Consider the following 22,879-nt stretch of genomic DNA (forward strand, 5'->3'; position numbering starts at 1 on the left):
CTCGAATAGAGGTAGCTCGTATCGAGGGGGTCCAGTCGCCGTGAACAGTCACCGCAAGCAGCTCATATCGCTCGCCCACCCCGTCTACCTCTCGCTCCTCGCCTCCGTCGCCGCCGGGATCATCAACACCGTCTGGGTCGCCCGGCTCGGCGGCCCGGCCGTCGCCGCGGTGGCCGTCGCGACCAGCACCGAGAACGTGCTGCTGGGCATCGCCCTGGTCTTCGCCTCCGGTACGACCGTGCTGGTCGCCCACGCGAGGGGAGCCCGCGACCCGGCGGCGCTGCGCTCGGCGGTAAGGGGTGGCTGGGCCCTGTGCGCGCTGGTCACCCCGGTGGTCGTCACGGCCGGCTTCCTGCTCCGCGCCCCCCTGTCCCGCCTGCTTCTCGGCGGCACAGGGCCCGAACTCCCGCTCGCGGTCGCCTACTTCACGATCTCCCTGCCGGGCATCGCCGTCTTCTACGCCCAGCAACTCGTCGACGGCATCCTCAAGGGCACCGGCGACACGAGGACCCCGATGCGCCTGGCCCTCCTGGCCAACGGCCTGATCCTGGTCTGCGACCCGTTCCTCATCCACCTCTACGGCGTCCGGGGCGCCGCCGCCTCGACCGTGCTGTGCCGGGTGCTCGCGCTGGGGGTGGGGCTGCGCGCCCTGCGCCGCAACGCCCTGCTGCGGACGGTGGCCGTGCCCGCCGAGCCCGTCCCCGCCGCCCTGCGCCGGACGTTCACCACCGGTTTGCCCATGTCCGCCGACTTCACCGTGCGGCAGGGCGGCGCGCTGGTGCTGGTCGCGATCGTGGCGCGGCTCGGGGTGTCGGCGGTGGCCGCGTACGCCATCGGCTACAAGGTCCTGTACGTCGCGACCATGGCCTTCTACTCCGTGCGGCAGGCCGCCTCCATCCACACCGCGCACCTGCGGGGGACGGGGAAGGACGCGAGGCGGGAGGTCGGACGGCAGGCGATGCTCGTGTCCGGCACGGTCGGCGTGGCGGCGGCCGTCCTGCTCTGCGTCACCGCCCCCTGGATCATGGCCGCCTTCGGCACCGGGCCCCAAGTCGCCCACGAGGGCGCCCTGTTCCTGCGCTGCGTCGGCCCCTATCTGCTGCTGATGGCCTGCTTCATCGCGCTCGGCGGGGTCTTCGAGGGGAGCGGGGGAGCACCGGCGCTGCTCCGGGTCACCGTGCTCGGCACGGCGGTCCAACTCCCGCTGGCGTACGGGCTGTCGGGGCTCGGGCTGCCCGGTGTGTGTCTGGCGATGGCGCTCTCGATGGGCGTGCAGTGCGCGGTGGTGGCGGTGCTGTTCCGGCGGGCGGCCCGGCGTCAGGAGGAGGCCGAGGTCGCCTTCGAGCGGGTGGCCTGACTCGGGAGCGGGGGTACGTCCGCCCAGGTGACCGAGGCCCGCCACAGTTCCCGGGCGGCGGTGAGCGCCGCCGCGATCAGCAGGCCGTTGCGGAGGAGCAGGAGGGCGATACCGAGTCTGTCGCCGGCGACCACGTCGGCGAACCAGACCGGGAACTCCAGGACCGTCACGAAGGCCGCCGCCAGCACCAGACCGACCGGCAGTTTCATCCGGCTGGCCCGGAAACAGGAGCAGACGGCCGCGAGACCGATCAGCCAGACGACGTACTGCGGGCTGATCACCCGGCTGGTGACCGTGAACATCAGCACCGCCACGAAGGCCGCGTCCGCGAGGGTGTGCGGGAGGAATCGGGCCGCCGTCAGACGCCAGAGCATGAGCCAGCCGAAGGCGATCGCCGTGAGGCCCAGGGCGGCCGTGCTGACCCAGTTGACGTAGGGGCCGACGAACTCGACCGAGCCGTAGTTGAGGAGCACCTGGCCCTGCCAGCCGAAGTGCCGGGCCACATGGAAGACCAGGGAGCCCAGCGACTCCACCTCCGTGCCCCGCTCGCGCTGGAAGGTCAGGAAGGCGAACGCGCCCGGCATCGACACCGCGAAGACGGCGGTGACCACTCCGACCGTCACCGCCGCCGCGCCCCACGCCCGGCGCCTGACCGCACCCAGCAGGAGCAGCGCCGGCCACACCTTCAGCAGGGCGCCGAAGCCCACCAGCGCGCCCATCACGCGCGGGTGCCGGGCGCCGGCGAGCAGCGCGGCCACGGCGACCGCGGTCACCATCACGTCGTAGCGCGCGTACACGGTCGGCCCGAGGAGCGGGATGCCCGCCACCCACACCCAGGCGCCGCGCAGTGTCCGGCCGGGGCGCAGGCCGGTGTACAGGAGCAGGGCCAGGACGGCCAGGTCGGCGAGGAAGGCGAGGACGAAGAACGCGGACGCGTAGTCGAGGAAGCCCAGCAGGGCGGGGGAGAGGATCGGGAGGGCGGCGGCGGGCGGGTACTGCCAGGTGACGTCGTCCAGCGGGAAGCTGCCGTGCCGCAGGGTCTCGTACCAGCCCTGGTAGATCACCGACACATCGCTGGTGACGTCCGGGCCGGGGAACACGAACACCTTGAAGACGAACAGCAGCAGAACGATCCGGGTCAGGCCCCAGGTCCCCAGCAGCACTGCCAGCCGCCGTCTCGCGCCCGCGATCTCCACCTGAGCCCCTGTTCCGTGCCGTGCCTGCCGGGTGAGGGCCACATGTTCTCCCGACCTGCTGTGCGATGGCCATGAAGCGCGGCCGTGCCGAGCTGTGAACCCCCGCCCGGTAGGGTCTGCCGCGTGCGCAAGACCCTGATCGTGACCAATGACTTTCCGCCCCGGCCCGGGGGCATCCAGGCCTTCCTGCACAACATGGCGCTGCGGCTGGAGCCCGAGCGGCTCGTCGTCTACGCCTCGACCTGGAAGCGCGGCCGAGAGGGCGCCGAGGCGACCGCCGCCTTCGACGCCGAGCAGCCCTTCAAGGTCGTACGGGATGCCACGACCATGCTGCTGCCGACGCCCGCGGCGACCCGCAGAGCCGTCGGGCTGCTGCGCGAACACGGGTGTACGGCGGTGTGGTTCGGGGCGGCGGCGCCGCTCGGGCTGATGGCGCCGGCGCTGCGGAAGGCCGGTGCCGAGCGGCTGGTGGCCACCACGCACGGGCACGAGGCCGGATGGGCGCAGTTGCCCGCTTCGCGTCAACTCCTGCACCGCATCGGGGAGTCGACGGACACCGTCACCTACCTCGGGGAGTACACCCGGTCGCGGATCGCCGGTGCGCTGAGCCCGGAGGCGGCCGGGCGGATGGTTCAACTGCCGCCGGGCGTGGACGAGAAGGTCTTCCATCCGGGTTCCGGTGGCGCCGAGGTGCGGGCGCGGCTCGGGCTGACCGAGCGGCCCGTCGTCGTGTGCGTGTCGCGGCTCGTGCCGCGCAAGGGGCAGGACACGCTGATCCTCGCCATGCCGCGCATCCTGGCCCGGCAGCCCGACGCCGTCCTGCTGATCGTGGGCGGCGGACCGTACGAGAAGGAGCTGCGGCGGCTCGTGCGCGAGACCGGCGTCGGCGACTCCGTGCGCTTCACGGGGGCCGTGCCCTGGGCCGAGCTGCCCGCGCACTACGGCGCCGGTGACGTCTTCGCGATGCCCTGCCGGACCCGGCGCGGCGGGCTCGACGTCGAGGGGCTCGGGATCGTCTACCTGGAGGCGTCGGCCACCGGGCTGCCCGTCGTCGCCGGTGACTCCGGCGGCGCGCCCGACGCGGTGCTCGACGGCGAGACCGGGTGGGTGGTGCGCGGCGGGTCACCGGAGGAGGCCGCCGACCGGATCGTCGCGCTGCTCGGGGACCCGGAGCTGCGCCGGAACATGGGGGAGCGGGGGCGGCAGTGGGTCGAGGAGAAGTGGCGGTGGGATCTCCTGGCGGAGAGGCTGAGGGCGCTGCTCTAGGGGCGCCATCCGGGGTGCCAGTTGATCGATCAGGGCGGGTGCGGGTTGTGGGGGCTGGTCGCGCAGTTCCCCGCGCCCCTAAAAGCCCCAGGCGAACCCCCTGTCTTTAGGGGCGCGGGGAACTGCGCGACCAGCCACCCACGCACCCGCACCCGCCCGACCACCGCACCCCCTACGGCACCCCAAAACCGGCGCAGCCCCTTGGCGGAACCGAATAATCCGCACATGCTGCGCGCATGACAGCAAAACTGACGCAGCATCAGCTGACGAGACGTCAAATACTGGGCATGATCGCCCTCCAGACCGCCGCCGCGGCCGGTCTCACCCGAATCGGCCTCCAGTCGGCGCAGGCGGTCGAACCCGCGGCCGTCGAAACCGCCCCCGCGATCGTCGTCGGCTCCGGCTACGGCGGCGCGGTCGCCGCCCTCCGCCTCGGCCAGGCCGGCCTCACCACCCTCGTCCTGGAGATGGGCAGGCTCTGGAACACCCCCGGCTCCGACGGCAAGGTCTTCTGCAACACCGCCAACCCGGACCAGCGATCGATGTGGTTCAAGACCCGCACCGAGGCCCCGCTCGCGAGCTTCCTCTGGCTGGACGTCGTCAACAAGGACATCACCCCGTACCCGGGCGTCCTGGACCGTGTGCACTACGACAACATGTCCGTCTACGTCGGCCGGGGCGTCGGCGGCGGCTCGCTGGTCAACGGCGGGATGGCGGTCACCCCGCGCCAGTCGTACTTCACCGAGCAGTTCCCCACCGTGGACGCGACCGCGATGTACAACACGTACTTCCCGCGCGCCCGCACCATGCTCGGCGTCAACACCGTCGACCCGACGTGGTTCGAGTCGACCGAGTGGTACCAGTTCACCCGCACCTCGCGGAAGGCCGCCACGAACACCGGCCTGACGACCACCTTCGTGCCCAACGTCTACGACTTCGGGTACATGCAGCAGGAGGCGGCCGGCACCGCCACCAAGTCCGCGCTCGCCCAGGAGGTCATCTACGGCAACAACTACGGCAAGAAGAGCCTCGACAAGACCTACCTCGCCTCGGCGCTCGGCACCGGCAGGGTCACGATCCACACCATGGAGAAGGTGAAGGCCGTCACCCGGGCGAGCGACGGGTCGTACCTGCTGACCGTCGACCGGATCGACAACGCCGGCGCGGTCGTCGAGACCAAGCAGTACAGCTGCACCTATCTGTTCCTCGGCGGCGGCAGCCTCGGCACCACCGAACTCCTCGTCCGCGCCCGGGACACCGGCACCCTGCCCGCGCTGGACGCCACGGTCGGGGCGGGCTGGGGGCCCAACGGCAACACCATGGTGGGCCGCGCCAACCACATCTGGGACACCACCGGTGCCAACCAGGCGACCATGCCGGTCATGGGCATCGACGACTGGTCCAACACCGACAACCCGGTCTTCGCGGAGATCGCCCCACTGCCCATCGGGTTCGAGACCTGGGTGAGTCTCTATCTGGCGATCACCAAGAACCCCCAACGGGCCTCCTTCACCTACGACTCGGCGAGCGGCACGGTGAAGCTGGGCTGGACCGCGGCCCAGAGCGCGGTCTCGGTCGCCATGGCCAAGAAGCTGTTCGACCGGATCAACTCGGCCAACGCGACGCTCTACCGGTACGACCTGTTCGGCTCCACCAGCAAGGTGTTCGCGGACGACTTCTGCTACCACCCGCTGGGCGGCTGCGTGTTGGGCAAGGCGACCGACAACTACGGCCGGGTGAAGGGGTATTCGAAGCTGTACATCACGGACGGTTCGCTGGTGCCCGGCAACATCGGCGTGAACCCGTTCGTCACGATCACCGCGCTCGCCGAACGCACGATGGAACGGGTCCTCGCCGAGGACATGTGACCCGACTTGCCCTCTACTTCTGGTAGATGGCCTCGATCTCGTCCGCGTAGTCCTTCGCCACCACATTGCGCTTGAGCTTCAGTGACGGCGTCAGGTGGCCCGACTCCTCCGTGAACTGGGAGGACAGAATGCGGAACTTCCGCACCGATTCCGCCTTCGACACCGCGGCGTTGCCGTCGTCGACGGCGTCCTGGATCGCCTGCACCAGATCCGGGTCGTCCCGCAGCGACGCCGCGGTGGAACCCGCCGGCTTGCCGTGCTCGGCCGCCCAGCGGCCCAGGAACTCGTCGTCGATGGTGACCAGCGCGCCCACGAAGGGCCGCCCGTCCCCGACGACCATGCACTCCGCGACCAGCGCGTGCGCGCGGATGCGGTCCTCGATCACGGCCGGGGCGACGTTCTTGCCGCCCGCGGTGACGATGATCTCCTTCTTGCGGCCGGTGATCCTGAGGTAGCCGTCCTCGTCGAGGGTGCCGATGTCCCCGGTGTGGAACCAGCCGTCGGCCAGCGCCTCGGCCGTGGCCGCCTCGTTGTTCCAGTAGCCCTTGAACAGGTGCTCGCCGTGCAGCAGCACCTCGCCGTCGTCCGCGATGCGCACGACGGAGCCGGGCAGCGGCTGCCCGACCGTGCCGATCTTCGTGCGGTCCCAGGGGTTGAAGGCCGTGGCGGCACAGGACTCGGTGAGCCCGTACCCCTCAAGGACGGTGAAGCCGATGCCCCGGAAGAAGTGCCCCAGCCGCTCGCCCAGCGGGGCGCCGCCGGAGATCGCGTACTCGCCCCGCCCGCCGAGGACAGCGCGCAGCTTGCTGTAGACGAGCTTGTCGAAGGTCCTGTACTTGATCTTCAGACCGAGGGACGGACCCGACGGCGTGTCCAGCGCGCGGCTGTACGCGATCGCGGTGTCGGCCGCCTTGTCGAAGATCTTGCCCTTGCCGTCCGCCTGCGCCTTGGCGCGCGCCGAGTTGTAGACCTTCTCGAAGACACGCGGCACACCGAGGATCAACGTCGGCCGGAACGAGGCGAGTTCGTCGGTGAGGTTCTTGATGTCCGGGACCAGGCCCAGCTTGATCGGCGCCATCATCGGCGCGATCTGCACCAGCCGCCCGAAGACGTGCGCGAGCGGCAGGAACAGCAGCACCGAGCACTCGCCGGTGCGGAACAGCGGGCGCAGCCGCTCCACGATGTTGCCGCACTCCGCGAAGAAGCTGCGGTGGGTGAGCACACAGCCCTTGGGCCGGCCGGTGGTGCCACTCGTGTACACGATGGTCGCCGGGTCGTCGGCCTTCGCCTGCGAGCTGCGCTCCTCGACGGTCGCGTCCGAGACGTCCTTGCCCGCGCGGCCCAGCTCGTCGATCGCGCCGGCGTCGATCTGCCAGACGTGCTTGAGCGCGGGCAGCCGGTCACGCACCGACTCGACGGCGGCGGCGTGCCCGTCCTGCTCCACGACGAGCGCGGTGGCCCCCGAGTCGCTCAGGATCCACTGCACCTGCTCCGGCGAGCTGGTCTCGTACACCGGCACGGTGATCGCGCCCGCACACCAGATCGCGAAGTCGAGCAGCGTCCACTCGTACCGCGTGCGGGACATCAGCCCGACCCGGTCGCCGGGCTGGACACCGGAGGCGATGAGCCCCTTGGCGGCGGCGTGCACCTCGGCGAGGAAGACCGTGGCGGTCACGTCCTGCCAGCCGCTGTTCGCCTTGCGGGCGATGACGGCGACATCTGGGTGCTGCGCGGCGTTTCTGCGGACGATGTCGGTCAGATTGCCGTCCGCAGGGACCTCGTACAAAGCCGGAAGGCTGAACTCGCGCAAGACTGCTGCTCCTCATAGGGGCGCCGGCGCCACGACGTTGTGTGATGCGACGGTCCGGTCCAAGGCTCGGGCAGGTGCGTCAGGACCCGGTGGTTGAAATCCTGAGCACGACTGGACTGCCCGGACGTTACCCGCCGGTATGGCTCCTACGACAGGGGGGCCCGGCGAGATGTTCGCTGCGTCACACAGATTGGTGTTTCCTCGCGCACAGTAGTCCACCCCTTTCTTGACTGGCCAGTAACGGCAAGCGGGGCCGCCACTGTTCACGTTTGCCGCACACGCCTACGCTTGATCGTCATGGCACCCACACCATCCGGTAACTCCCGGACGCGCGTACATGTGGTCAGCGACGTGCACGGCAACGCCCGCGACCTGGCCGGAGCCGGCGAGGGTGCCGACGCCCTGATCTGCCTGGGCGACCTGGTCCTCTTCCTCGACTACGCCGACCACGCGCGCGGCATCTTCCCCGAACTGTTCGGCGAGGAGAACGCCGACCGCCTGGTCGAGCTGCGCACCGCCCGCCGCTTCGAGGAGGCCCGCGAACTCGGCGCCCGCCTCTGGAACACGGTCGGCGGGGACCGCGCGGCCCTCATCGAGAAGGCGGTCCGCAAGCAGTACGCGGAGATGTTCGCCGCCTTCCCCGCCCCGACGTACGCCACCTACGGCAATGTCGACATGCCGACCCTGTGGCCCGAGTACGCCGAACCCGGAACGACCGTGCTCGACGGCGAACGCGTCGAGATCGGCGGCTGGACGTTCGGCTTCGTCGGCGGCGGCCTGCGCACCCCCATGCGCACCCCGTACGAGATCAGCGACGAGGAGTACGCCGCCAAGATCGAGGCCGTCGGCGAGGTCGACGTCCTGTGCACCCACATCCCGCCCGAGGTGCCCGAGCTGGTCTACGACACCGTCGCGCGCCGTTTCGAGCGCGGCAGCCGGGCCCTCCTGGACGCGATCCGCCGCACCGGGCCCCGCTATTCACTGTTCGGCCACGTCCACCAGCCGCTGGTGCGCAGGATGCGGATCGGGGCGACGGAGTGCGTGAACGTGGGGCACTTCGCGGGGAGCGGGAAGCCCTGGGCGCTGGAGTGGTGACCTCCTCCTGATGGCCGCAGGTAGGGGGTGCGGTAAGGGGGTTGGCGGGGAGGTAGCCTTCACGCTGCACGCACAAGCGCACGACGACGACGCCCTGCCGGTCCGCATCTGGAGGAGCCACAGCGATGGCGGAACACACCAGTTCGAGCATCACGATCGAGGCGGCACCGGCCGACGTCATGGAGGTGATCGCCGACTTCGCCCGCTACCCGGACTGGACCGGCGAGGTGAAGGAGGCGGACGTCCTCAAGACCGACGAACGGGGCCGCGCCGAACAGGTCCGACTCGTCATGGACGCCGGCGCGATCAAGGACGACCAGGTCCTCGCGTACACCTGGACCGGCGACAACGAGGTCTCCTGGACCCTCGTCAAGTCCCAGATGCTGCGTTCCCTGGACGGCTCCTACCTCCTCAAGCCCACGGCCGCGGGTGCCACCGAGGTCACCTACCTCCTCACCGTGGACGTCAAGATCCCCATGCTGGGCATGATCAAGCGCAAGGCGGAGAAGGTCATCATCGACCGGGCGCTGGCGGGGCTGAAGAAGCGGGTGGAGTCGGGGGAGAAGTAAGCGGGCGTGTGTGTCAGCCCGTCCGGCGTTCGAGGACGAGGCCCCTTCAGGGCCGACGGGGCCCGGGAGCGGAGCCCCCGGCAACGGCGCCCAACCCCCAGCGACCGACTACCGTTCACTCATATGCGCACCCTCCTGATCACCGGCCCAGGCGGCAGCGGCCGCAGCACCGTCGCCGCAGCCACCGCACAAGCCGCCGCAGGCACCGGCACCCGGACACTCCTCCTGGGTGCCGACCGCGGCGACGCCCTCGGCGCGGCCCTGGGCGTGCCGACAGGAGCGGCCCCCGTGCAGGTCACCGAACACCTCACCGCCTGGCGCCCCGACGCCACGGAGTCGTTCCGCACCGACCTCACCGCCTTCCAGACCCGGGCCTCCTCCGCCCTCGAACTCCTGGGCGCCGCACGCCTGGACGCGGAGGAACTCACCCCCCTCCCCGGCGCCGAGGAACTGGCCCTGCTCCGCGCCCTGCGCGACGCGGCCCTGTCGGAGGCCTACGACCTGCTCGTGGTCGACCTCCCGCCCACCCCTCACGCGCTCGCCCTCCTCGCCCTCCCCGAGGAACTCCGCCGCTACCTCCGCCGCCTCCTCCCCGCGGAGCGCCAGGCGGCCCGCGCCCTGCGCCCGGTCCTCGGCCGCCTCGCCGGCGTCCCGATGCCCTCGGAGTGGCTCTACGACACCGCGGGCCGCTGGGACGTGGAACTGGCCGCGGTCGAGGCGGTCCTCGCCGACCGCAACACCTCCGTACGCCTGGTCGCCGAACCCGGACCGGCCGGCGCCGACGCCGTGCGCGCGGCTGGTCTCGCCCTCGCCCTGCGCGGACTGCGCCCCGACGTGCTGATCGCCAACCGGGTGCTCCCGGAGTCCGTCGAGGACACCTGGCTCGCCGCCCTCAACGCCCAGCAGCGCAAGACCCTGGACGAGTGGCAGGGCACGTACGACGTCCGGCACGTCCGCCACCTCGGCCACGACCCGCGCGGCAGCGACGACCTCGCCGCGCTCGCCGTGCCCGGTGTCAACGCGACCGGTTCCACGATCGAGTGGCCCGTGACCGACGAGCTGGCCGAGGACGGCGTTCTGGTCTGGCACATCCTGCTGCCCGGCGCGATACGGGACGAGCTGGACCTCGTCCGCCGCGGCGACGAACTCGTGGTCACCGTCGGGCAGTTCCGCCGTATCGTGCCGTTGCCGTCGGCCCTGCGCCGCTGCACCGTGGCCGGCGCCGCCCTGCGCGAGGGCGAGCTGCGCATCCGCTTCACGCCCGACCCGGGCCTGTGGCCGCAGGGAAGGTGAGCATTGGTGCGTGCGGAGACGTGAAGCACGTACGCCCATTCGGGTAACGTCGTAGAGACGAACCGTAGTCAGGAGTCCGTCATGAGCGAAGAGCTCCCCCCGTACGAGGCCGGCGAGGAAGAGGCGCTCGACGAGGTGCGGGCGACCGACGCCGACGCCTGGGCGACGGCGGCCGCTGAAGACCTCGCGGCGGAGAAGGCCCGCCGCCGCACCCAGTACGGCCCGCCCCCGGGCTCGGCCGCAGAGGAACTGCGCAAGCTCGTCGACACCGTCACGGACAAGCTGTCCGGCCTCCAGTCCCCGCTGCTCGGCCAGGTCGCGGGACCGGCCGCCCAGCAGGTGGTCAAGCAGGTCGTCCAGCAGGCCAAGGCCGCCGTCGAGCCCGTCATCGAACGCAACCCGGACGTCTTCGACCACCTCGCGGCGGCCGGCAGCGAACTGCTCGCCGCGTACCGCTCCGCCGTCCAGGCACAGGAACAGCGCTGGACGGCCCGCGACAGCGAACTGAAGAACCTGCGCGACCCCGGCGACGACTCCGGCCCCGGGGAGCGCATCGACCTCGACTAGCCAGTCCCGAGGGTCCGCCGCCGCCGTCCCGTCCGCACGGTGGTGACGGGTCCCGTCCTCCGGACCGACGTCGCGAATCCGACGTCGGCCCCTCGGGTACGGTGGGCCGTAGCGGGGCTCGACCGAAACTGAGGGATTCATGGGACTCACCATCGGCGTCGACATCGGCGGCACCAAGATCGCGGCCGGCGTGGTCGATGAGGAAGGCAACATCCTGTCGACCCACCAGGTGCCCACTCCGGGCACGCCCGAGGGCATCGTCGACGCCATCGCCGCCGCCGTCGAAGGAGCGCGCGCCGGGCACGAGATCGTGGGCGTGGGCATCGGCGCGGCAGGGTACGTCAACCGCCAGCGCTCCACGGTCTACTTCGCGCCGAACATCGACTGGCGCCAGGAGCCGCTGAAGGAGAAGGTCGAAGCCCGCGTGGGCCTCCCCGTCGTCGTGGAGAACGACGCGAACGCCGCGGCCTGGGGCGAGTACAAGTTCGGCGCCGGCAAGGGCCACCGCAACGTCATCTGCATCACCCTCGGCACCGGCCTCGGCGGCGGCATCATCATCGGCAACAAGCTGCGGCGCGGGCACTTCGGGGTGGCCGCGGAATTCGGCCACATCCGCATGGTGCCGGACGGCCTGCTGTGCGGCTGCGGCTCACAGGGCTGCTGGGAGCAGTACGCGTCGGGCCGCGCGCTCGTGCGCTACGCGAAGCAGCGCGCCAACGCGACCCCCGAGGCCGCGGACGTCCTGCTCTCGCTCGGCGACGGCACCCCAGAGGGCATCGAGGGCAAGCACATCTCCATGGCCGCCCGGCAGGGCGACCCGGTCGCCGTCGACTCCTACCGCGAGCTGGCCCGCTGGGCCGGCGCCGGCCTCGCCGACCTGGCCTCCCTCTTCGACCCCTCCGCGTTCATCGTCGGCGGCGGCCTCTCGGACGAGGGCGAACTGGTCCTCGACCCGATCCGCAAGTCCTACAAACGCTGGCTGGTGGGCGGCAACTGGCGCCCGGTGGCCGACGTGATCGCCGCCCAACTGGGCAACAAGGCGGGCATGGTCGGCGCGGCGGACTTGGCGAGGGAACCCGACCCGATCATGTAGACGCCGGTAATTGTGCCCACCAGGGGCGCGGGGCGGTAGTCGATTTGCGGCTACCGCCGCGTGGGCGCGACCAGCCACATCGGACCGGCAGTCGCACACGAACCTCGCGCCCCGAGCCGTTGGACGCGCGGCCTTTTCCATCGGCGCGTAAATTGATCCACATGGCGCCGCTCCCCAACTCCCGCACCGAATCCGACGGTTCCGCGATCATCCGCGTCCTGAGCTACAACATCCGCTCGATGCGCGACGACACAGACGCCCTGGCCCGGGTGATCCGCGCCTGCGCCCCGGACCTCGTCCTCATCCAGGAAGCCCCCCGCTTCTTCCGCTGGCGCAAGAAACTCGCCCGCCTGGCCTCCGCGTCCGACCTGGTCGTCCTCTCCGGCGGAGGCACCGCCGCCGGCCCGGCCCTGCTCTGTTCCCTCCGCGCCACGGTCGAGCGCACCGAGGACGTACTCCTCCCGCTCACCCCCGGCGAACACCGCCGCGGCTTCGCGACCGCGGTCGTCCGCTTCGGCGCCGCCCGGCTCGGCGTCCTCAGCTGCCACCTCAGCCTCCGCGACGACGAGCGCTACGACCAGGGCGGCATGCTCCTCGACCGGCTGGCCGGCATGGGCGTGGACCACGCGATCGCGGGCGGCGACCTCAACGACCGCCCGGGCGGCCGCACCTTCACCCGGCTGGCCAAGGACCTCCAGGACTGCTGGGCCACCTCACCCTGGGGCGACGAGTACACCTGGACCCCCGGCAACCCCTTCCAGCGCATCGACGCGATCTTCGCCACGCAGGGCGTCGAGGTGCTGGGCTGCGGGGTGCCGTCGGAGCAGCCGGGAGTGACGGAGACAGATGTGAGGGCGGCCACGGACCACTTCCCGGTCCTGGCCGCCCTCAAAGTGCCCGCGAACTAGCCGCCCTCGGAATCCCCGCGAGTCAGACGACGGCCCCGCGCCCGGGGTCGTCCCCCTCCTCGTCGTCCGTCCGCATCCGCATCACCAGCGTGCCGAAGCCGCCCAGGAAGCCGCCGATGCCGACGGTCGCCAGCCACCAGGTCATGTCCCAGCCGAGCAGCACCGCAAGCAGCAGCAGGATCGGGCCGCCGATCACCCCGAGCCAGGCGAACTTGGCCGTCGTGTCGGCGGCCGGCAGCGGAGGCGGCTCCGGCGGCACGAAGTGGCCCTCGTCGTCCTCGTCGAAGTCCTCCTCGGAGGAGTCCGGCGCGGTGTAGTCACGGGGGCCGCCGACGCCGGGCGCGAAGGAGACGGAGCTGCCCAGCGGCTTGGCGGGTGCCGGCTCCTCCGTGCCCTTGTCCTGCTCCTTGGCCTGGGGCTGTTCGTCGTTCTTCTCGGGGTCGAGCAGCGCCAGGTCCTCGATCGACTTGAACGGCTTGGCGCCCGGCGGGTCCTTGGGCTCGTCGCCGTATCCGGCGACGATCGCGGCCCACGCGGCCTCCTCGTCGAACGGGACGCCCTGCTCGTCCGGTTCGAGGCCCTCGCGGTCGGAGTCGTGCTCAGCCACCTGTGGCCGTCCCTTCCTGCTCGCTCACCCGGCCCGTGTCGGACGCCTGCTTGCCGACACTGGGTGCGAGCCGGCCGATGAACGTGAAGCTCTCCTCGAAAATCCGGTCCGCGTCGTGGTCCAACGTCGCGACGTGGTAGCTCTGTTCCAGCAGGATTTCCGTCACGTCGGCCGAGGAAACGCGACTGAGGACACGGGCCGAGTCGGCCGGCGGCACCACATGGTCCTGGGCGCTGTGCAGCAGCAGGAGCGGCTGGGTGACCTGCGGGAGCTCGCGGTCGACCAGCCGGAAGAAATTGCGCAGCGAGTGCGCGGAGTGCAGCGGCACCTTGTCGTAGCCGACCTCGTCGCTGCCCTCCTTCGCGATGTCGCTGGCGATACCCGGCGCCGTACGCACCAGATGGCGGGCCACCGGAAGGGCGTACGCGGCGAGGCCGTGCACCTTGATACCGGGGTTGACGACCACGACGCCGCTGACCTCGTCGCCGTGCTTGGCGGCCAGCCGCAGGGCCAGTGCGCCGCCCATGGACAGGCCCGCGACGAAGACCTGCGAGCAGCGCTCGCGCAGGGCGCGCAGCTCGCGGTCCACCTCCGCGTACCAGTCCTGCCAGCCGGTGAGCTGCATGTCCTCCCAGCGGGTGCCGTGCCCGGGCAGCAGCGGCAGCGAGACGGTGAGGCCGCGCTCGGCCAGATACTCCGCCCAGGGGCGCAGCGACTGCGGGGAACCGGTGAAGCCGTGGCAGAGGAGAACTCCGGCCTCCCCGCCCTCGTGGCGGTACGGCTCGGCTCCGGGGAGGACCGGCACCTTCGGTCTCCTGTTCATGAGAGGGGCGTGTTCATGTTCATGAGAAGGGTGTGCGTGAGTGAGGCGTGAACGAGTCCAGGTGCGGTTAACCGTACGCGACCGCACTGACACCGACCAGGGCCGTCGGGTCCTTTGACGGTGCTCCGGGTTAAGGTCTGATCGACGAGCACAGGAGGCACTCGGTTGTTGTACGGCACGATGAAGGTCGCCATCGGTGGGCCGCTGAAGGTCGCCTTCCGGCCGTGGGTGGAGGGCCTCGAGAACATTCCGGCGGAGGGTGCCGCCATCCTGGCGAGCAATCACCTCTCGTTCTCGGACTCGTTCTTCCTGCCCGCGGTCCTCAACCGCAAGGTGACCTTCATCGCGAAGGCCGAGTACTTCACCACGCCCGGGGTGAAGGGCAAGCTGACGGCCGCGTTCTTCAAGGGGGCCGGCCAGCTCCCGGTGGACCGCTCAGGTGCGCGCGGGGCCGGCGAGGCCGCGATCAAGGCCGGGCTCGACGTCCTGGAGCGCGGTGAGCTGTTCGGTATCTATCCGGAGGGCACGCGCTCCCCGGACGGCCGCCTGTACCGCGGCAAACCCGGCGGCCTCGCGCGCGTGGCGCTCGCCAGCGGTGCCCCGGTGATCCCGGTCGCGATGATCGACACGGAGAAGATCCAGCCGCCCGGCAAGGTCGTGCCGAAGCTGATGCGCCCGGGCATCCGGATCGGCAAGCCGCTCGACTTCAGCCGGTACAACGGCATGGAGCACGACCGTTTCGTGCTGCGCGCCGTGACCGACGAGGTCATGTACGAAATCATGAAGCTCTCCGGCCAGGAGTATGTCGACATCTACGCGACGGCCGCCAAGCGGCAGCTCGCGGACGCGGCGAAGGCCGAGAAGGAAGCGGACAGGGCCACCAAGGCCGCGCTCGCACAAGCGGAGAAGGAACAGACCGGCCCCTAGGTGGGACGGTCTGTGTCGGGGGTGGGGAAGATGGCCAAGCAGGTGCGTGTCATCAGGATGTCCGTCGAGCAGCCACTGTGGCGTGCCCTGAGCGGCTACCGGGTGCTGACCATGTTCTACGCGGTCGGGCTGTTCGCCTCCGAGTACGACCAGTTCGACCGTCCGGGCATCGCCATCGCCTTCTACGTCGTCCTGTTCGTCTGGACGCTCGCCACCCTGCCCCGCGTGCAGAGCGCGGTCGCCTGCACCAAGCGCTTCCTCGCCGTCGACCTCGCGATCGCGCTGACCGGCATCGTCCTCACTCCGCTCGCGGCCAACGACCACCACATAGACAGCGGCGGCCCCACCCTGCCGTCGATATGGACCGCCGGCTCGGTCCTCGCGTTCGCCATCAAGGGCGGCTGGCGCTGGGCCGCGTTCGCCTCCACCCCGGTCGCCGTCGCCAACCTGATCGAGCGCGGCTCCCCGGCCCGCGACACCGTCCACAACGTGGTCCTCGTCTGGGTCGCCTCCATCGCGATCGGCTACGTCGTGGAGGTCGCCCGCGCCTCCGAGCGCACCCTCGCCCGCGCCCTGGAGATCGAGGCCACCACCCGGGAACGGGAGCGGCTCGCCCGGGACATCCACGACGGTGTCCTCCAGGTGCTGGCCATGGTGCAGCGGCGCGGTGCCGTGCTCGGCGGCGAGGCGGGCGAACTGGGCCGGATGGCGGGCGAGCAGGAGATCGCGCTGCGCACCCTGGTCTCCGGCGGTCTGGTGCCCGTCTCCCGGGTGTCGCTGGACGCGGCCGAGGGCGCGGTCGTGAGAGCCGTGGAAGTGGAACCCGATGACGACGACGGTCCGGTCGATCTTCGGTCGCTGCTCGCCCCTTACGCCGCCGCGACGGTGAGTTTCGCCGAGCCCGGTGCCCCGGTGCCGCTGCCCGCGCCCGCCGCGAAGGAGCTGGCCGCTGCTGTCGGTGCCGCCCTGGACAATGTGCGCAGGCATGCCGGTGCGGACGCCCGTGCCTGGATCCTGGTCGAGGACGAGCCCGGGGAGGTCGTGGTGACCGTACGGGACGACGGGCCCGGCATCCCCGAGGGGCGGCTGGCGCAGGCCGAGGGGGAGGGGCGGCTCGGGGTCGCCCTGTCGATCCGGGGCCGGCTGCGGGACCTCGGCGGCAGCGCCGAGCTGGTCTCGATTCCCGGGCAGGGCACGGAAGTTGAGCTGAAGGTACCGAAAGCGCGGGGGAAGGCGGGGACACGATGAGTGAGCAGCGGGGCCCGATCAGGGTCATGGTGGTCGACGACCATCCGATGTGGCGCGACGCGGTCGCCCGCGACCTGGCCGAGTCCGGCTTCGACGTGGTCGCCACCGCCGGGGACGGCGAGCAGGCGGTACGCCGGGCACGGGCCGCCGCCCCGGACGTCCTGGTCCTCGACCTGAACCTGCCGGTGCTGCCCGGCGTCCAGGTCTGCAAGGAACTGGTGGGCGCCAACCCGGCGTTGCGCGTCCTGGTCCTCTCGGCGAGCGGTGAGCACGCCGACGTACTGGAGGCGGTGAAGTCGGGCGCGACCGGCTATCTGCTCAAGTCGGCGTCCACGGAGGAGCTGTTGGACGCGGTGCGCCGGACGGCGGTCGGTGACCCGGTGTTCACCCCCGGGCTGGCCGGACTGGTCCTCGGCGAGTACCGCCGCCTGGCCTCGGACCCGGTACCGGCCGCCGGCAGCGACGAGCCCAAGGCGCCCCAACTCACCGACCGCGAGACCGAGGTGCTGCGCCTGGTCGCCAAGGGCCTGAGCTACAAGCAGATCGCCGAGCGCCTGGTCATCTCGCACCGCACGGTCCAGAACCACGTCCAGAACACCCTGGGCAAGCTCCAGTTGCACAACCGGGTGGAGCTGGTGCGGTACGCGATAGAACGCGGCCTGGACGACGCGTAGATCAACTACCCCACAATTCAGGTGAATTGACCTTCCCGCCCATCCCTCTGTGACCTGGATCACCACTAGCGTGGCTGTCACAGGAAACTGCGGCGAAGGGATATTTCCATGCGCGTCGGAGTACTGACCGGAGGCGGCGACTGCCCCGGACTCAACGCCGTCATCCGGGGCATCGTCCGCAAGGGCGTCCAGGAGTTCGGCTACGACTTCGTCGGCTACCGGGACGGCTGGCGAGGTCCGCTCGAAGGCGACACCGTTCGTCTCGACATCCCCGCCGTGCGCGGCATCCTGCCCCGCGGCGGCACGATCCTCGGCTCCTCCCGCACCAACCCGCTGAAGCTGGAGAACGGCATCGGCCGCATCAAGGCCAACCTCGCCGCACAGGAGGTCGACGCGCTCATCGTGATCGGCGGCGAGGACACCCTGGGCGTGGCCGCGCGGCTCTCGGACGAGTACGGCGTGCCGTGCGTCGGCGTACCGAAGACCATCGACAACGACCTGTCCGCCACCGACTACACCTTCGGCTTCGACACCGCCGTGGGCATCGCCACCGAGGCCATCGACCGGCTGCACACCACCGCCGAGTCGCACATGCGGGTCCTGGTCTGCGAGGTCATGGGCCGGCACGCCGGCTGGATAGCGATCCACTCCGGCCTGGCCGGCGGCGCCAACGTCATTCTCATCCCCGAGCAGCGCTTCGACGTCGAGCAGGTGTGCGGCTGGATCACCTCCCGCTTCAAGGCGTCGTACGCCCCGATCGTGGTCGTAGCGGAAGGAGCCATGCCCAAGGACGGCGATGTCGTGCTGAAGGACGGAACCCTCGACTCCTTCGGGCACGTCCGGCTGTCCGGGGTCGGCGAGTGGCTGGCCAAGGAGATCGAGAAGCGGACCGGCAAGGAGGCCCGCACCACCGTCCTCGGCCACATCCAGCGCGGCGGCACCCCCAGCGCCTTCGACCGCTGGCTCGCCACCCGCTTCGGCCTGCACGCCATCGAGGCCGTCCGCGACGGCGACTTCGGCAAGATGGTCGCCCTGCGCGGCACGGACATCGTCCGCGTCCCGATCGCGGAGGCCACGGCACAACTGAAGACCGTGGACCCGAAGCTGTACGAGGAGGTCGGGGTGTTCTTCGGCTGAACTCTGGGCATGCACGGTGCTGGAGTACGCCGGTCCACTCCCCGGAGGGGCTCGTACTCCGTCGCCGAGTTCGCCTGGACCCCCGCGATGGCCGTCAACCACCGGATCGTCCGCGCCGCGACCCGCACCCGTGACTTCGACTTTCGGCATGCGACTGCTCGGCTGGGACGTCGCCGAGAACCCGGCCTGTGTGGACCTCGGCATGACCTACGTTCCCAAGGAACAGCTCCTCGCCAAGTCCGACCTGGTCACCCTGCACGTCCCGATGCTGCCGGACATCCAGCGGCTCATCGAGGCCGACGCCCTGAAGACGATGAAGGACGACGCGATCCTCATCAACTCCAGCCGCGGCGGCCTGATCGACACCGCGGCCCTCGTCGCCGAACTGCGCGAGGGCCGCTTTGTGGGCGTGGGCCTGGACGTCTACGGGGCGGAGACGGGCCTGTTCTTCCTCGACAAGTCCCTAGAGGCCGTCGACGACGACACCCTGGCCCGCCTGGTCACCTTCCCGAACGTCCTGGTCCCCTCCCACCAGGCGTACTACACCGAGGACGCCGTCGGCCAGATCATCGACGCCACCGTGCGGAACGTCCTCGACTACACGGTCGGCCGCCGCTCCGAGAACGTGCTCGTCCCGCGCAGCCGACCCATCAACTCCCGTACGACAGCAGCCCCGTTGAGCGTCAGCACCGACTCGGGGTGGAACTGGACCCCGGCGAAGCCGAACCCCCGTAGCGCATGCACTTCACCACTCGCGCTACGGCTGACCTCCACAGCGTGGGCGCCCAGCTCGGCGGCGGCCTCGTCGTCGCACCGTGCCACGAAGCTGTTGTAGAAGCCGACGGTCTCCTCCCGTCCGAACAGGTCGACCGTCGTCTGCGCCCCCTGGTACGGAACCTCCTTGCGTACGATCTCCAACCCCAGCTCCGCCGCGATCAGTTCGTGCCCGAGGCACACGCCGAGGACGCCGTGCCGGTTCTCGCGGAGGGCCTCGGCGGTCAGCGCCCGCAGGAACCGCATCTTCGGGTCGGACATGTCCGAGGGGTCGCCCGGTCCGGGGCCCAGAACCACGGGCCCTTCGTGTGCGAGCACCGCCTCCCGCAACTCCGCCTCGTCGTACCGGCGCACGGTCACCTCCAGGCCGCTCGACCGCAGTACGTGCGCGAGCATCGCCGTGAAGGTGTCCTCCCCGTCGACGACCAGCGCGTGCCCGGTCAGCTCCTCGGACCGCTCCTGCATCCGCAGCCAGAAGGGGGCCAGGGAGGTGCGGCGGCTGTCCAGCGCGGCCCGCACCCGGGGGTCGTCGGCGAGCCGGGGGCGGGTGCTCTCGTCGCCCGGCCGGGACGGTCGTACGCCAAGAGCCGCCAGGACTCCCGCCGCCTTCGCGCGGGTCTCCGCGACCTCGCTCGCCGGGTCGGAGCCGCGGACGAGGGTGGCGCCGACCGGGACCCGCAGCCGGCCGGCCGGGTCGATGTCGGCGGTGCGGATGAGGATGGGGGAGTCGAGGGTCTGGGCGCCGCCGGAGTCGTGGCCGAGCAGGGCCAGCGCGGCGCCGTAGTAGCCGCGCCCGCCGGCCTCGTGCCGTTCGATGACCCGGCAGGCGTTCTGTACCGGTGACCCGGTGACGGTGGCCGCGAACATGGTCTCCTTCAGGACCTCGCGCACGTCCAGCGAGGACCGGCCGCGCAACTCGTACTCGGTGTGCGCGAGATGGGCCATCTCCTTCAGCCGGGGCCCGACGACGACCCCGCCCATGTCGCCGACCGTGCACATCATCTTCAGTTCCTCGTCGACGACCATCGACAGCTCCTCGATCTCCTTGCCGTCGGCCAGGAAATCCAGCAGGTGCTCGGGCGTCGGCCCCTCCGCCGGATACCGGTACGTCCCGCTGATCGGGTTCATGACGACCGTCCCGCCGGACATCCGGACGTGCACCTCGGGGCTCGCACCCACGAGCGTCCGCTCCCCGGTGTGCACGACGAACGTCCAGTACGCGCCCCGCTCACCCACCAGCAGCCGCCGGAACAGCGCCAGCGCGTCGGCCCTGCCGTACCCCGGGACCTCGCCCTCATACGTCCGCCGGATGACGAAGTTGGCGCCCTCGCCGCGCCCGATCTCCTCCCGCAGCACCCGCCCGACGATCTCCCCGTACGCCTCGTCGCCGACGTCGAAGCCGCCGCCCTCGACCCGCACGTCGTGCGCGGGCAGCTGGTCCAGGGCGTCCGCGAGCGGGATGCCGTACGACTCCTCGGGGGTGAGGAAGGCCAGGGGAGTGCCGTCGTCGCGGACGTCGAAGCCGCGCTCGCGGATCTGGCGGTAGGGGATCAGGGCCAGGCCCTCGGCGGGGAGGTCGGCGAGGCGGTCGTGGGTGGAGACCGGGCCGAGGAAGACCTCCACCGTGTTCTCGTCGTGGCCCGGCGTGCGGCGGCGCAGCAGGGCGAACGGTCGGTCGTCGTTCAGCAGCTGTGTCAGGTCCATGGTTCCTCTGCCATCGATGGGTGAGGAACGGCCCCGGAAACGCCGAAGGCCGCCCTCAGGCGGCCTTCGCGAAGTACTGGGAGTACGCGCAGTCAGTGGGCCGCCGGATGAGCGGTCCACCACCAGTTCTGGGTCGAGTGCGCGAACATGCGAGGCACCCTACCCCACGCGCACCTGAGCGTGCGGGTGTCTCACCTGTCGAGCCATGCGAAAACCGGTCGACACGACCCCGTAATGTTGAGTCCGTGACCGTGACCGCTAAGACCAGCGCCAGCGCTGGCAACACCTGGCGAGACCTGCCCGCGGCGCAGCAGCCCGAGTACCCCGACACCGAGGCTCTGCGCGCAGTGATCGCGGACCTCGCGTCGTATCCGCCGCTCGTCTTCGCGGGCGAGTGCGACCAGCTGCGTGCCCGGTTGGCGGCCGTCGCCAAGGGAGAGGCTTTCCTCCTCCAGGGCGGCGACTGTGCCGAGGCCTTCGACGCGGTGTCCGCCGACCACATCCGCAACAAGCTGAAGACCCTGCTCCAGATGGGCGCCGTACTGACGTACGCCGCCTCGGTGCCGGTGGTCAAGGTCGGCCGGATCGCCGGCCAGTACTCCAAGCCGCGCTCCAAGTCGACCGAGACCCGCGACGGGGTGACCCTCCCGACCTACCGGGGCGACTCCGTCAACGGCTTCGCCTTCACCGAGGAGGCCCGCGTCCCGGACCCCGAGCGCCTGAAGCGGATGTACAACGCGTCCGCCTCCACGCTCAACCTGGTGCGCGCCTTCACCACCGGTGGTTACGCCGACCTGCGCCAGGTGCACGCCTGGAACCAGGACTTCGTGAAGTCGTCCCCTTCCGGCCAGCGCTACGAGCAGCTCGCCCGCGAGATCGACAACGCGCTGAACTTCATGCGGGCCTGCGGGACCGACCCGGAGGAGTTCAAGACCGTCGAGTTCTACTCCTCGCACGAGGCGCTGCTGCTGGACTACGAGTCGGCCCTGACCCGGGTCGACTCCCGCACCGGCAGGCTCTACGACGTCTCCGGGCACATGGTGTGGATCGGCGAGCGCACCCGCCAGCTGGACGGGGCGCACATCGAGTTCGCCTCCCAGATCCGCAACCCGATCGGCATCAAGCTCGGCCCGACGACCACCGCCGAGGACGCGCTGCAGTACATCGAGCGCCTCGACCCGGACCGCGAGCCCGGCCGCCTCACCTTCATCGTGCGGATGGGCGCGGACAAGGTCCGCGACAAGCTGCCCGAGCTGGTCGAGAAGGTCACCGCGTCCGGCGCGACCGTCGCCTGGATCACCGACCCGATGCACGGCAACACGTACGAGGCGGCCTCCGGTCACAAGACCCGCCGCTTCGACGACGTGCTCGACGAGGTGAAGGGCTTCTTCGAGGTCCACAAGGGCCTCGGTACCCACCCGGGTGGCATCCACGTCGAGCTCACCGGTGACGATGTCACCGAGTGTGTGGGCGGCGGCGACGAGATCTTCGTCGACGACCTGCACCAGCGCTACGAGACGGCCTGCGACCCGCGCCTCAACCGCAGCCAGTCCCTTGACCTGGCCTTCCTCGTCGCCGAGATGTACAGGGACCAGTAACCGTTTCACCTGTTACAGCAGAGTGCTGTGGGGCGGGGATCACATACGATCCCCGCCCCACAGCACTTTTACAGGACCTGCGGGCCGGGTAAGGTTAGGTTGGCCTTATCAAGTTCCGGCGGGAGGTGAATCCGCGTGTACGTCTGCAGCTGCTTCCAGGTGACCGAGGCGCAGGTCCAGCAGCACGCGGGTGGGGGTGCCTGCACGCCCCGCCAGATCGCCTCCGCCTGCAAGGCCGGTACCGACTGCGGTTCGTGCGTCCGCCGGATCCAGGCGATCCTCGGCCGCGGCAGCTGCCCGCGCCGCGATCTCGTGGAAGAGGGCGCGCCGGTCTTCGCCGAACTGGACGAAGCCGCTTAGGGGCA

21 protein-coding genes and 1 pseudogene are annotated in these 22,879 nt (G+C 70.7%); 16 read left to right on the plus strand and 6 right to left on the minus strand.

Annotated features, from left to right (window positions below; translation table 11 throughout):
• Positions 1–40: 40 nt before the first annotated feature.
• On the plus strand, positions 41–1,357 hold the full coding sequence (locus tag OH768_RS38130; protein ID WP_406460672.1) for an MATE family efflux transporter: 1,317 nt from the start codon (positions 41–43) through the stop codon (positions 1,355–1,357).
• Here OH768_RS38130 and OH768_RS38135 read toward each other — a convergent pair.
• Positions 1,318–2,553 (minus strand): glycosyltransferase 87 family protein, encoded by a 1,236-nt coding sequence (locus tag OH768_RS38135; protein WP_406465611.1) that lies wholly within the window; start codon positions 2,551–2,553, stop codon positions 1,318–1,320. The two genes, OH768_RS38130 and OH768_RS38135, sit on opposite strands and share 40 nt — an antisense overlap.
• A gap of 123 nt (positions 2,554–2,676) precedes the next feature.
• Between OH768_RS38135 and OH768_RS38140 the strand changes: the two genes are divergently transcribed.
• Positions 2,677–3,819 (plus strand): glycosyltransferase family 4 protein, encoded by a 1,143-nt coding sequence (locus OH768_RS38140; protein ID WP_406460674.1) that lies wholly within the window; start codon positions 2,677–2,679, stop codon positions 3,817–3,819.
• A 287-nt stretch (positions 3,820–4,106) separates the two neighbouring features.
• A complete protein-coding gene (locus tag OH768_RS38145) occupies positions 4,107–5,687 on the plus strand; it encodes a GMC oxidoreductase (RefSeq protein ID WP_406465613.1) in 1,581 nt (526 codons plus the stop codon).
• A 13-nt stretch (positions 5,688–5,700) separates the two neighbouring features.
• Here the strand turns inward: OH768_RS38145 and OH768_RS38150 are convergent, their stop codons facing one another.
• Positions 5,701–7,497, minus strand: coding sequence for an AMP-dependent synthetase/ligase (locus OH768_RS38150; RefSeq protein WP_406460676.1), 1,797 nt, complete (start codon positions 7,495–7,497; stop codon positions 5,701–5,703).
• Between the two features lie 339 nt (positions 7,498–7,836).
• On the opposite strand from OH768_RS38150, the gene OH768_RS38155 reads away from it, so the two are divergent.
• The 6 genes from OH768_RS38155 (at position 7,837) to OH768_RS38180 (ending at position 13,022) form a co-directional block, all read left to right on the plus strand.
• The gene (locus OH768_RS38155; RefSeq protein ID WP_406465615.1) at positions 7,837–8,592 is read left to right on the plus strand and encodes a metallophosphoesterase; all 756 of its coding nucleotides are present in this window, start codon (positions 7,837–7,839) and stop codon (positions 8,590–8,592) included.
• 125 nt (positions 8,593–8,717) lie between these two features.
• Positions 8,718–9,161: an SRPBCC family protein gene (locus tag OH768_RS38160; protein WP_019067802.1), complete on the plus strand. Its 444-nt coding sequence runs from the start codon at positions 8,718–8,720 to the stop codon at positions 9,159–9,161.
• A gap of 123 nt (positions 9,162–9,284) precedes the next feature.
• Positions 9,285–10,454 (plus strand): ArsA family ATPase, encoded by a 1,170-nt coding sequence (locus OH768_RS38165; protein ID WP_406460678.1) that lies wholly within the window; start codon positions 9,285–9,287, stop codon positions 10,452–10,454.
• 81 nt (positions 10,455–10,535) lie between these two features.
• Positions 10,536–11,021, plus strand: coding sequence for a DUF5304 domain-containing protein (locus OH768_RS38170; RefSeq protein WP_406460680.1), 486 nt, complete (start codon positions 10,536–10,538; stop codon positions 11,019–11,021).
• Positions 11,022–11,160: 139 nt separating this feature from the next.
• Complete coding sequence (locus OH768_RS38175) at positions 11,161–12,114, plus strand: ROK family glucokinase (protein WP_019067799.1); 954 nt, start codon at positions 11,161–11,163, stop codon at positions 12,112–12,114.
• A 161-nt stretch (positions 12,115–12,275) separates the two neighbouring features.
• The gene (locus tag OH768_RS38180; protein ID WP_406460682.1) at positions 12,276–13,022 is read left to right on the plus strand and encodes an endonuclease/exonuclease/phosphatase family protein; all 747 of its coding nucleotides are present in this window, start codon (positions 12,276–12,278) and stop codon (positions 13,020–13,022) included.
• Between the two features lie 22 nt (positions 13,023–13,044).
• On the opposite strand, the gene OH768_RS38185 is transcribed toward OH768_RS38180, so the two are convergent.
• Both OH768_RS38185 and OH768_RS38190 read right to left on the minus strand, forming a co-directional pair.
• Positions 13,045–13,629: a hypothetical protein gene (locus OH768_RS38185; protein WP_406460684.1), complete on the minus strand. Its 585-nt coding sequence runs from the start codon at positions 13,627–13,629 to the stop codon at positions 13,045–13,047.
• Positions 13,622–14,434, minus strand: coding sequence for an alpha/beta hydrolase (locus OH768_RS38190; RefSeq protein WP_406465617.1), 813 nt, complete (start codon positions 14,432–14,434; stop codon positions 13,622–13,624). The genes OH768_RS38185 and OH768_RS38190 overlap by 8 nt, the downstream gene beginning before the upstream one ends.
• Before the next feature lie 198 nt (positions 14,435–14,632).
• Here OH768_RS38190 and OH768_RS38195 point away from each other — a divergent pair, with 198 nt between their 5' ends.
• The 5 genes and pseudogenes from OH768_RS38195 to OH768_RS38215 all read left to right on the plus strand — a co-directional run.
• Complete coding sequence (locus tag OH768_RS38195) at positions 14,633–15,379, plus strand: lysophospholipid acyltransferase family protein (protein ID WP_406465619.1); 747 nt, start codon at positions 14,633–14,635, stop codon at positions 15,377–15,379.
• Positions 15,380–15,409: 30 nt separating this feature from the next.
• Positions 15,410–16,627, plus strand: coding sequence for a MacS family sensor histidine kinase (gene macS, locus OH768_RS38200; protein WP_406460685.1), 1,218 nt, complete (start codon positions 15,410–15,412; stop codon positions 16,625–16,627).
• Positions 16,624–17,301 carry a response regulator gene (locus OH768_RS38205; protein ID WP_406460686.1) on the plus strand — a complete coding sequence of 226 codons (678 nt, stop codon included), beginning with the start codon at positions 16,624–16,626 and terminating at the stop codon, positions 17,299–17,301. The genes macS and OH768_RS38205 overlap by 4 nt, the downstream gene beginning before the upstream one ends.
• Before the next feature lie 108 nt (positions 17,302–17,409).
• A complete protein-coding gene (locus OH768_RS38210) occupies positions 17,410–18,438 on the plus strand; it encodes a 6-phosphofructokinase (protein ID WP_406460688.1) in 1,029 nt (342 codons plus the stop codon).
• Between the two features lie 3 nt (positions 18,439–18,441).
• Positions 18,442–19,081: pseudogene (locus OH768_RS38215) on the plus strand (NAD(P)-dependent oxidoreductase); the annotation flags it as partial.
• On the opposite strand, the gene OH768_RS38220 reads toward OH768_RS38215, so the two are convergent.
• Together OH768_RS38220 and OH768_RS38225 are read right to left on the minus strand one after the other, a co-directional pair.
• Complete coding sequence (locus tag OH768_RS38220) at positions 19,036–20,916, minus strand: anthranilate synthase family protein (protein ID WP_406460690.1); 1,881 nt, start codon at positions 20,914–20,916, stop codon at positions 19,036–19,038. The pseudogene OH768_RS38215 and the gene OH768_RS38220 overlap by 46 nt on opposite strands.
• Positions 20,917–21,008: 92 nt before the next feature.
• Positions 21,009–21,065, minus strand: coding sequence for a trp operon leader peptide (locus tag OH768_RS38225; protein ID WP_071528813.1), 57 nt, complete (start codon positions 21,063–21,065; stop codon positions 21,009–21,011).
• 96 nt (positions 21,066–21,161) lie between these two features.
• Here OH768_RS38225 and OH768_RS38230 point away from each other — a divergent pair, with 96 nt between their 5' ends.
• Positions 21,162–22,514: a class II 3-deoxy-7-phosphoheptulonate synthase gene (locus tag OH768_RS38230; RefSeq protein ID WP_406460691.1), complete on the plus strand. Its 1,353-nt coding sequence runs from the start codon at positions 21,162–21,164 to the stop codon at positions 22,512–22,514.
• 135 nt (positions 22,515–22,649) lie between these two features.
• Positions 22,650–22,874 carry a bacterioferritin-associated ferredoxin gene (locus OH768_RS38235; protein ID WP_406460693.1) on the plus strand — a complete coding sequence of 75 codons (225 nt, stop codon included), beginning with the start codon at positions 22,650–22,652 and terminating at the stop codon, positions 22,872–22,874.
• Positions 22,875–22,879: the final 5 nt, after the last annotated feature.

It is taken from the genome of Streptomyces sp. NBC_01622 (assembly GCF_045209635.1).
GTDB lineage: Bacteria > Actinomycetota > Actinomycetes > Streptomycetales > Streptomycetaceae > Streptomyces.

Bases quoted from the DNA above. Each gene is read 5' to 3' on its own strand.
- OH768_RS38180 (WP_406460682.1), top strand. From the start codon at position 12,276: ATGGCGCCGCTCCCCAACTCCCGCACCGAATCCGACGGTTCCGCGATC.
- OH768_RS38165 (WP_406460678.1), top strand. From the start codon at position 9,285: ATGCGCACCCTCCTGATCACCGGCCCAGGCGGCAGCGGCCGCAGCACC.
- OH768_RS38175 (WP_019067799.1), top strand. From the start codon at position 11,161: ATGGGACTCACCATCGGCGTCGACATCGGCGGCACCAAGATCGCGGCC.
- OH768_RS38220 (WP_406460690.1), bottom strand. From the start codon at position 20,916: ATGGACCTGACACAGCTGCTGAACGACGACCGACCGTTCGCCCTGCTG.
- OH768_RS38210 (WP_406460688.1), top strand. From the start codon at position 17,410: ATGCGCGTCGGAGTACTGACCGGAGGCGGCGACTGCCCCGGACTCAAC.
- OH768_RS38205 (WP_406460686.1), top strand. From the start codon at position 16,624: ATGAGTGAGCAGCGGGGCCCGATCAGGGTCATGGTGGTCGACGACCAT.
- OH768_RS38160 (WP_019067802.1), top strand. From the start codon at position 8,718: ATGGCGGAACACACCAGTTCGAGCATCACGATCGAGGCGGCACCGGCC.
- OH768_RS38195 (WP_406465619.1), top strand. From the start codon at position 14,633: ATGAAGGTCGCCATCGGTGGGCCGCTGAAGGTCGCCTTCCGGCCGTGG.
- OH768_RS38145 (WP_406465613.1), top strand. From the start codon at position 4,107: ATGATCGCCCTCCAGACCGCCGCCGCGGCCGGTCTCACCCGAATCGGC.
- macS (WP_406460685.1), top strand. From the start codon at position 15,410: ATGGCCAAGCAGGTGCGTGTCATCAGGATGTCCGTCGAGCAGCCACTG.
- OH768_RS38170 (WP_406460680.1), top strand. From the start codon at position 10,536: ATGAGCGAAGAGCTCCCCCCGTACGAGGCCGGCGAGGAAGAGGCGCTC.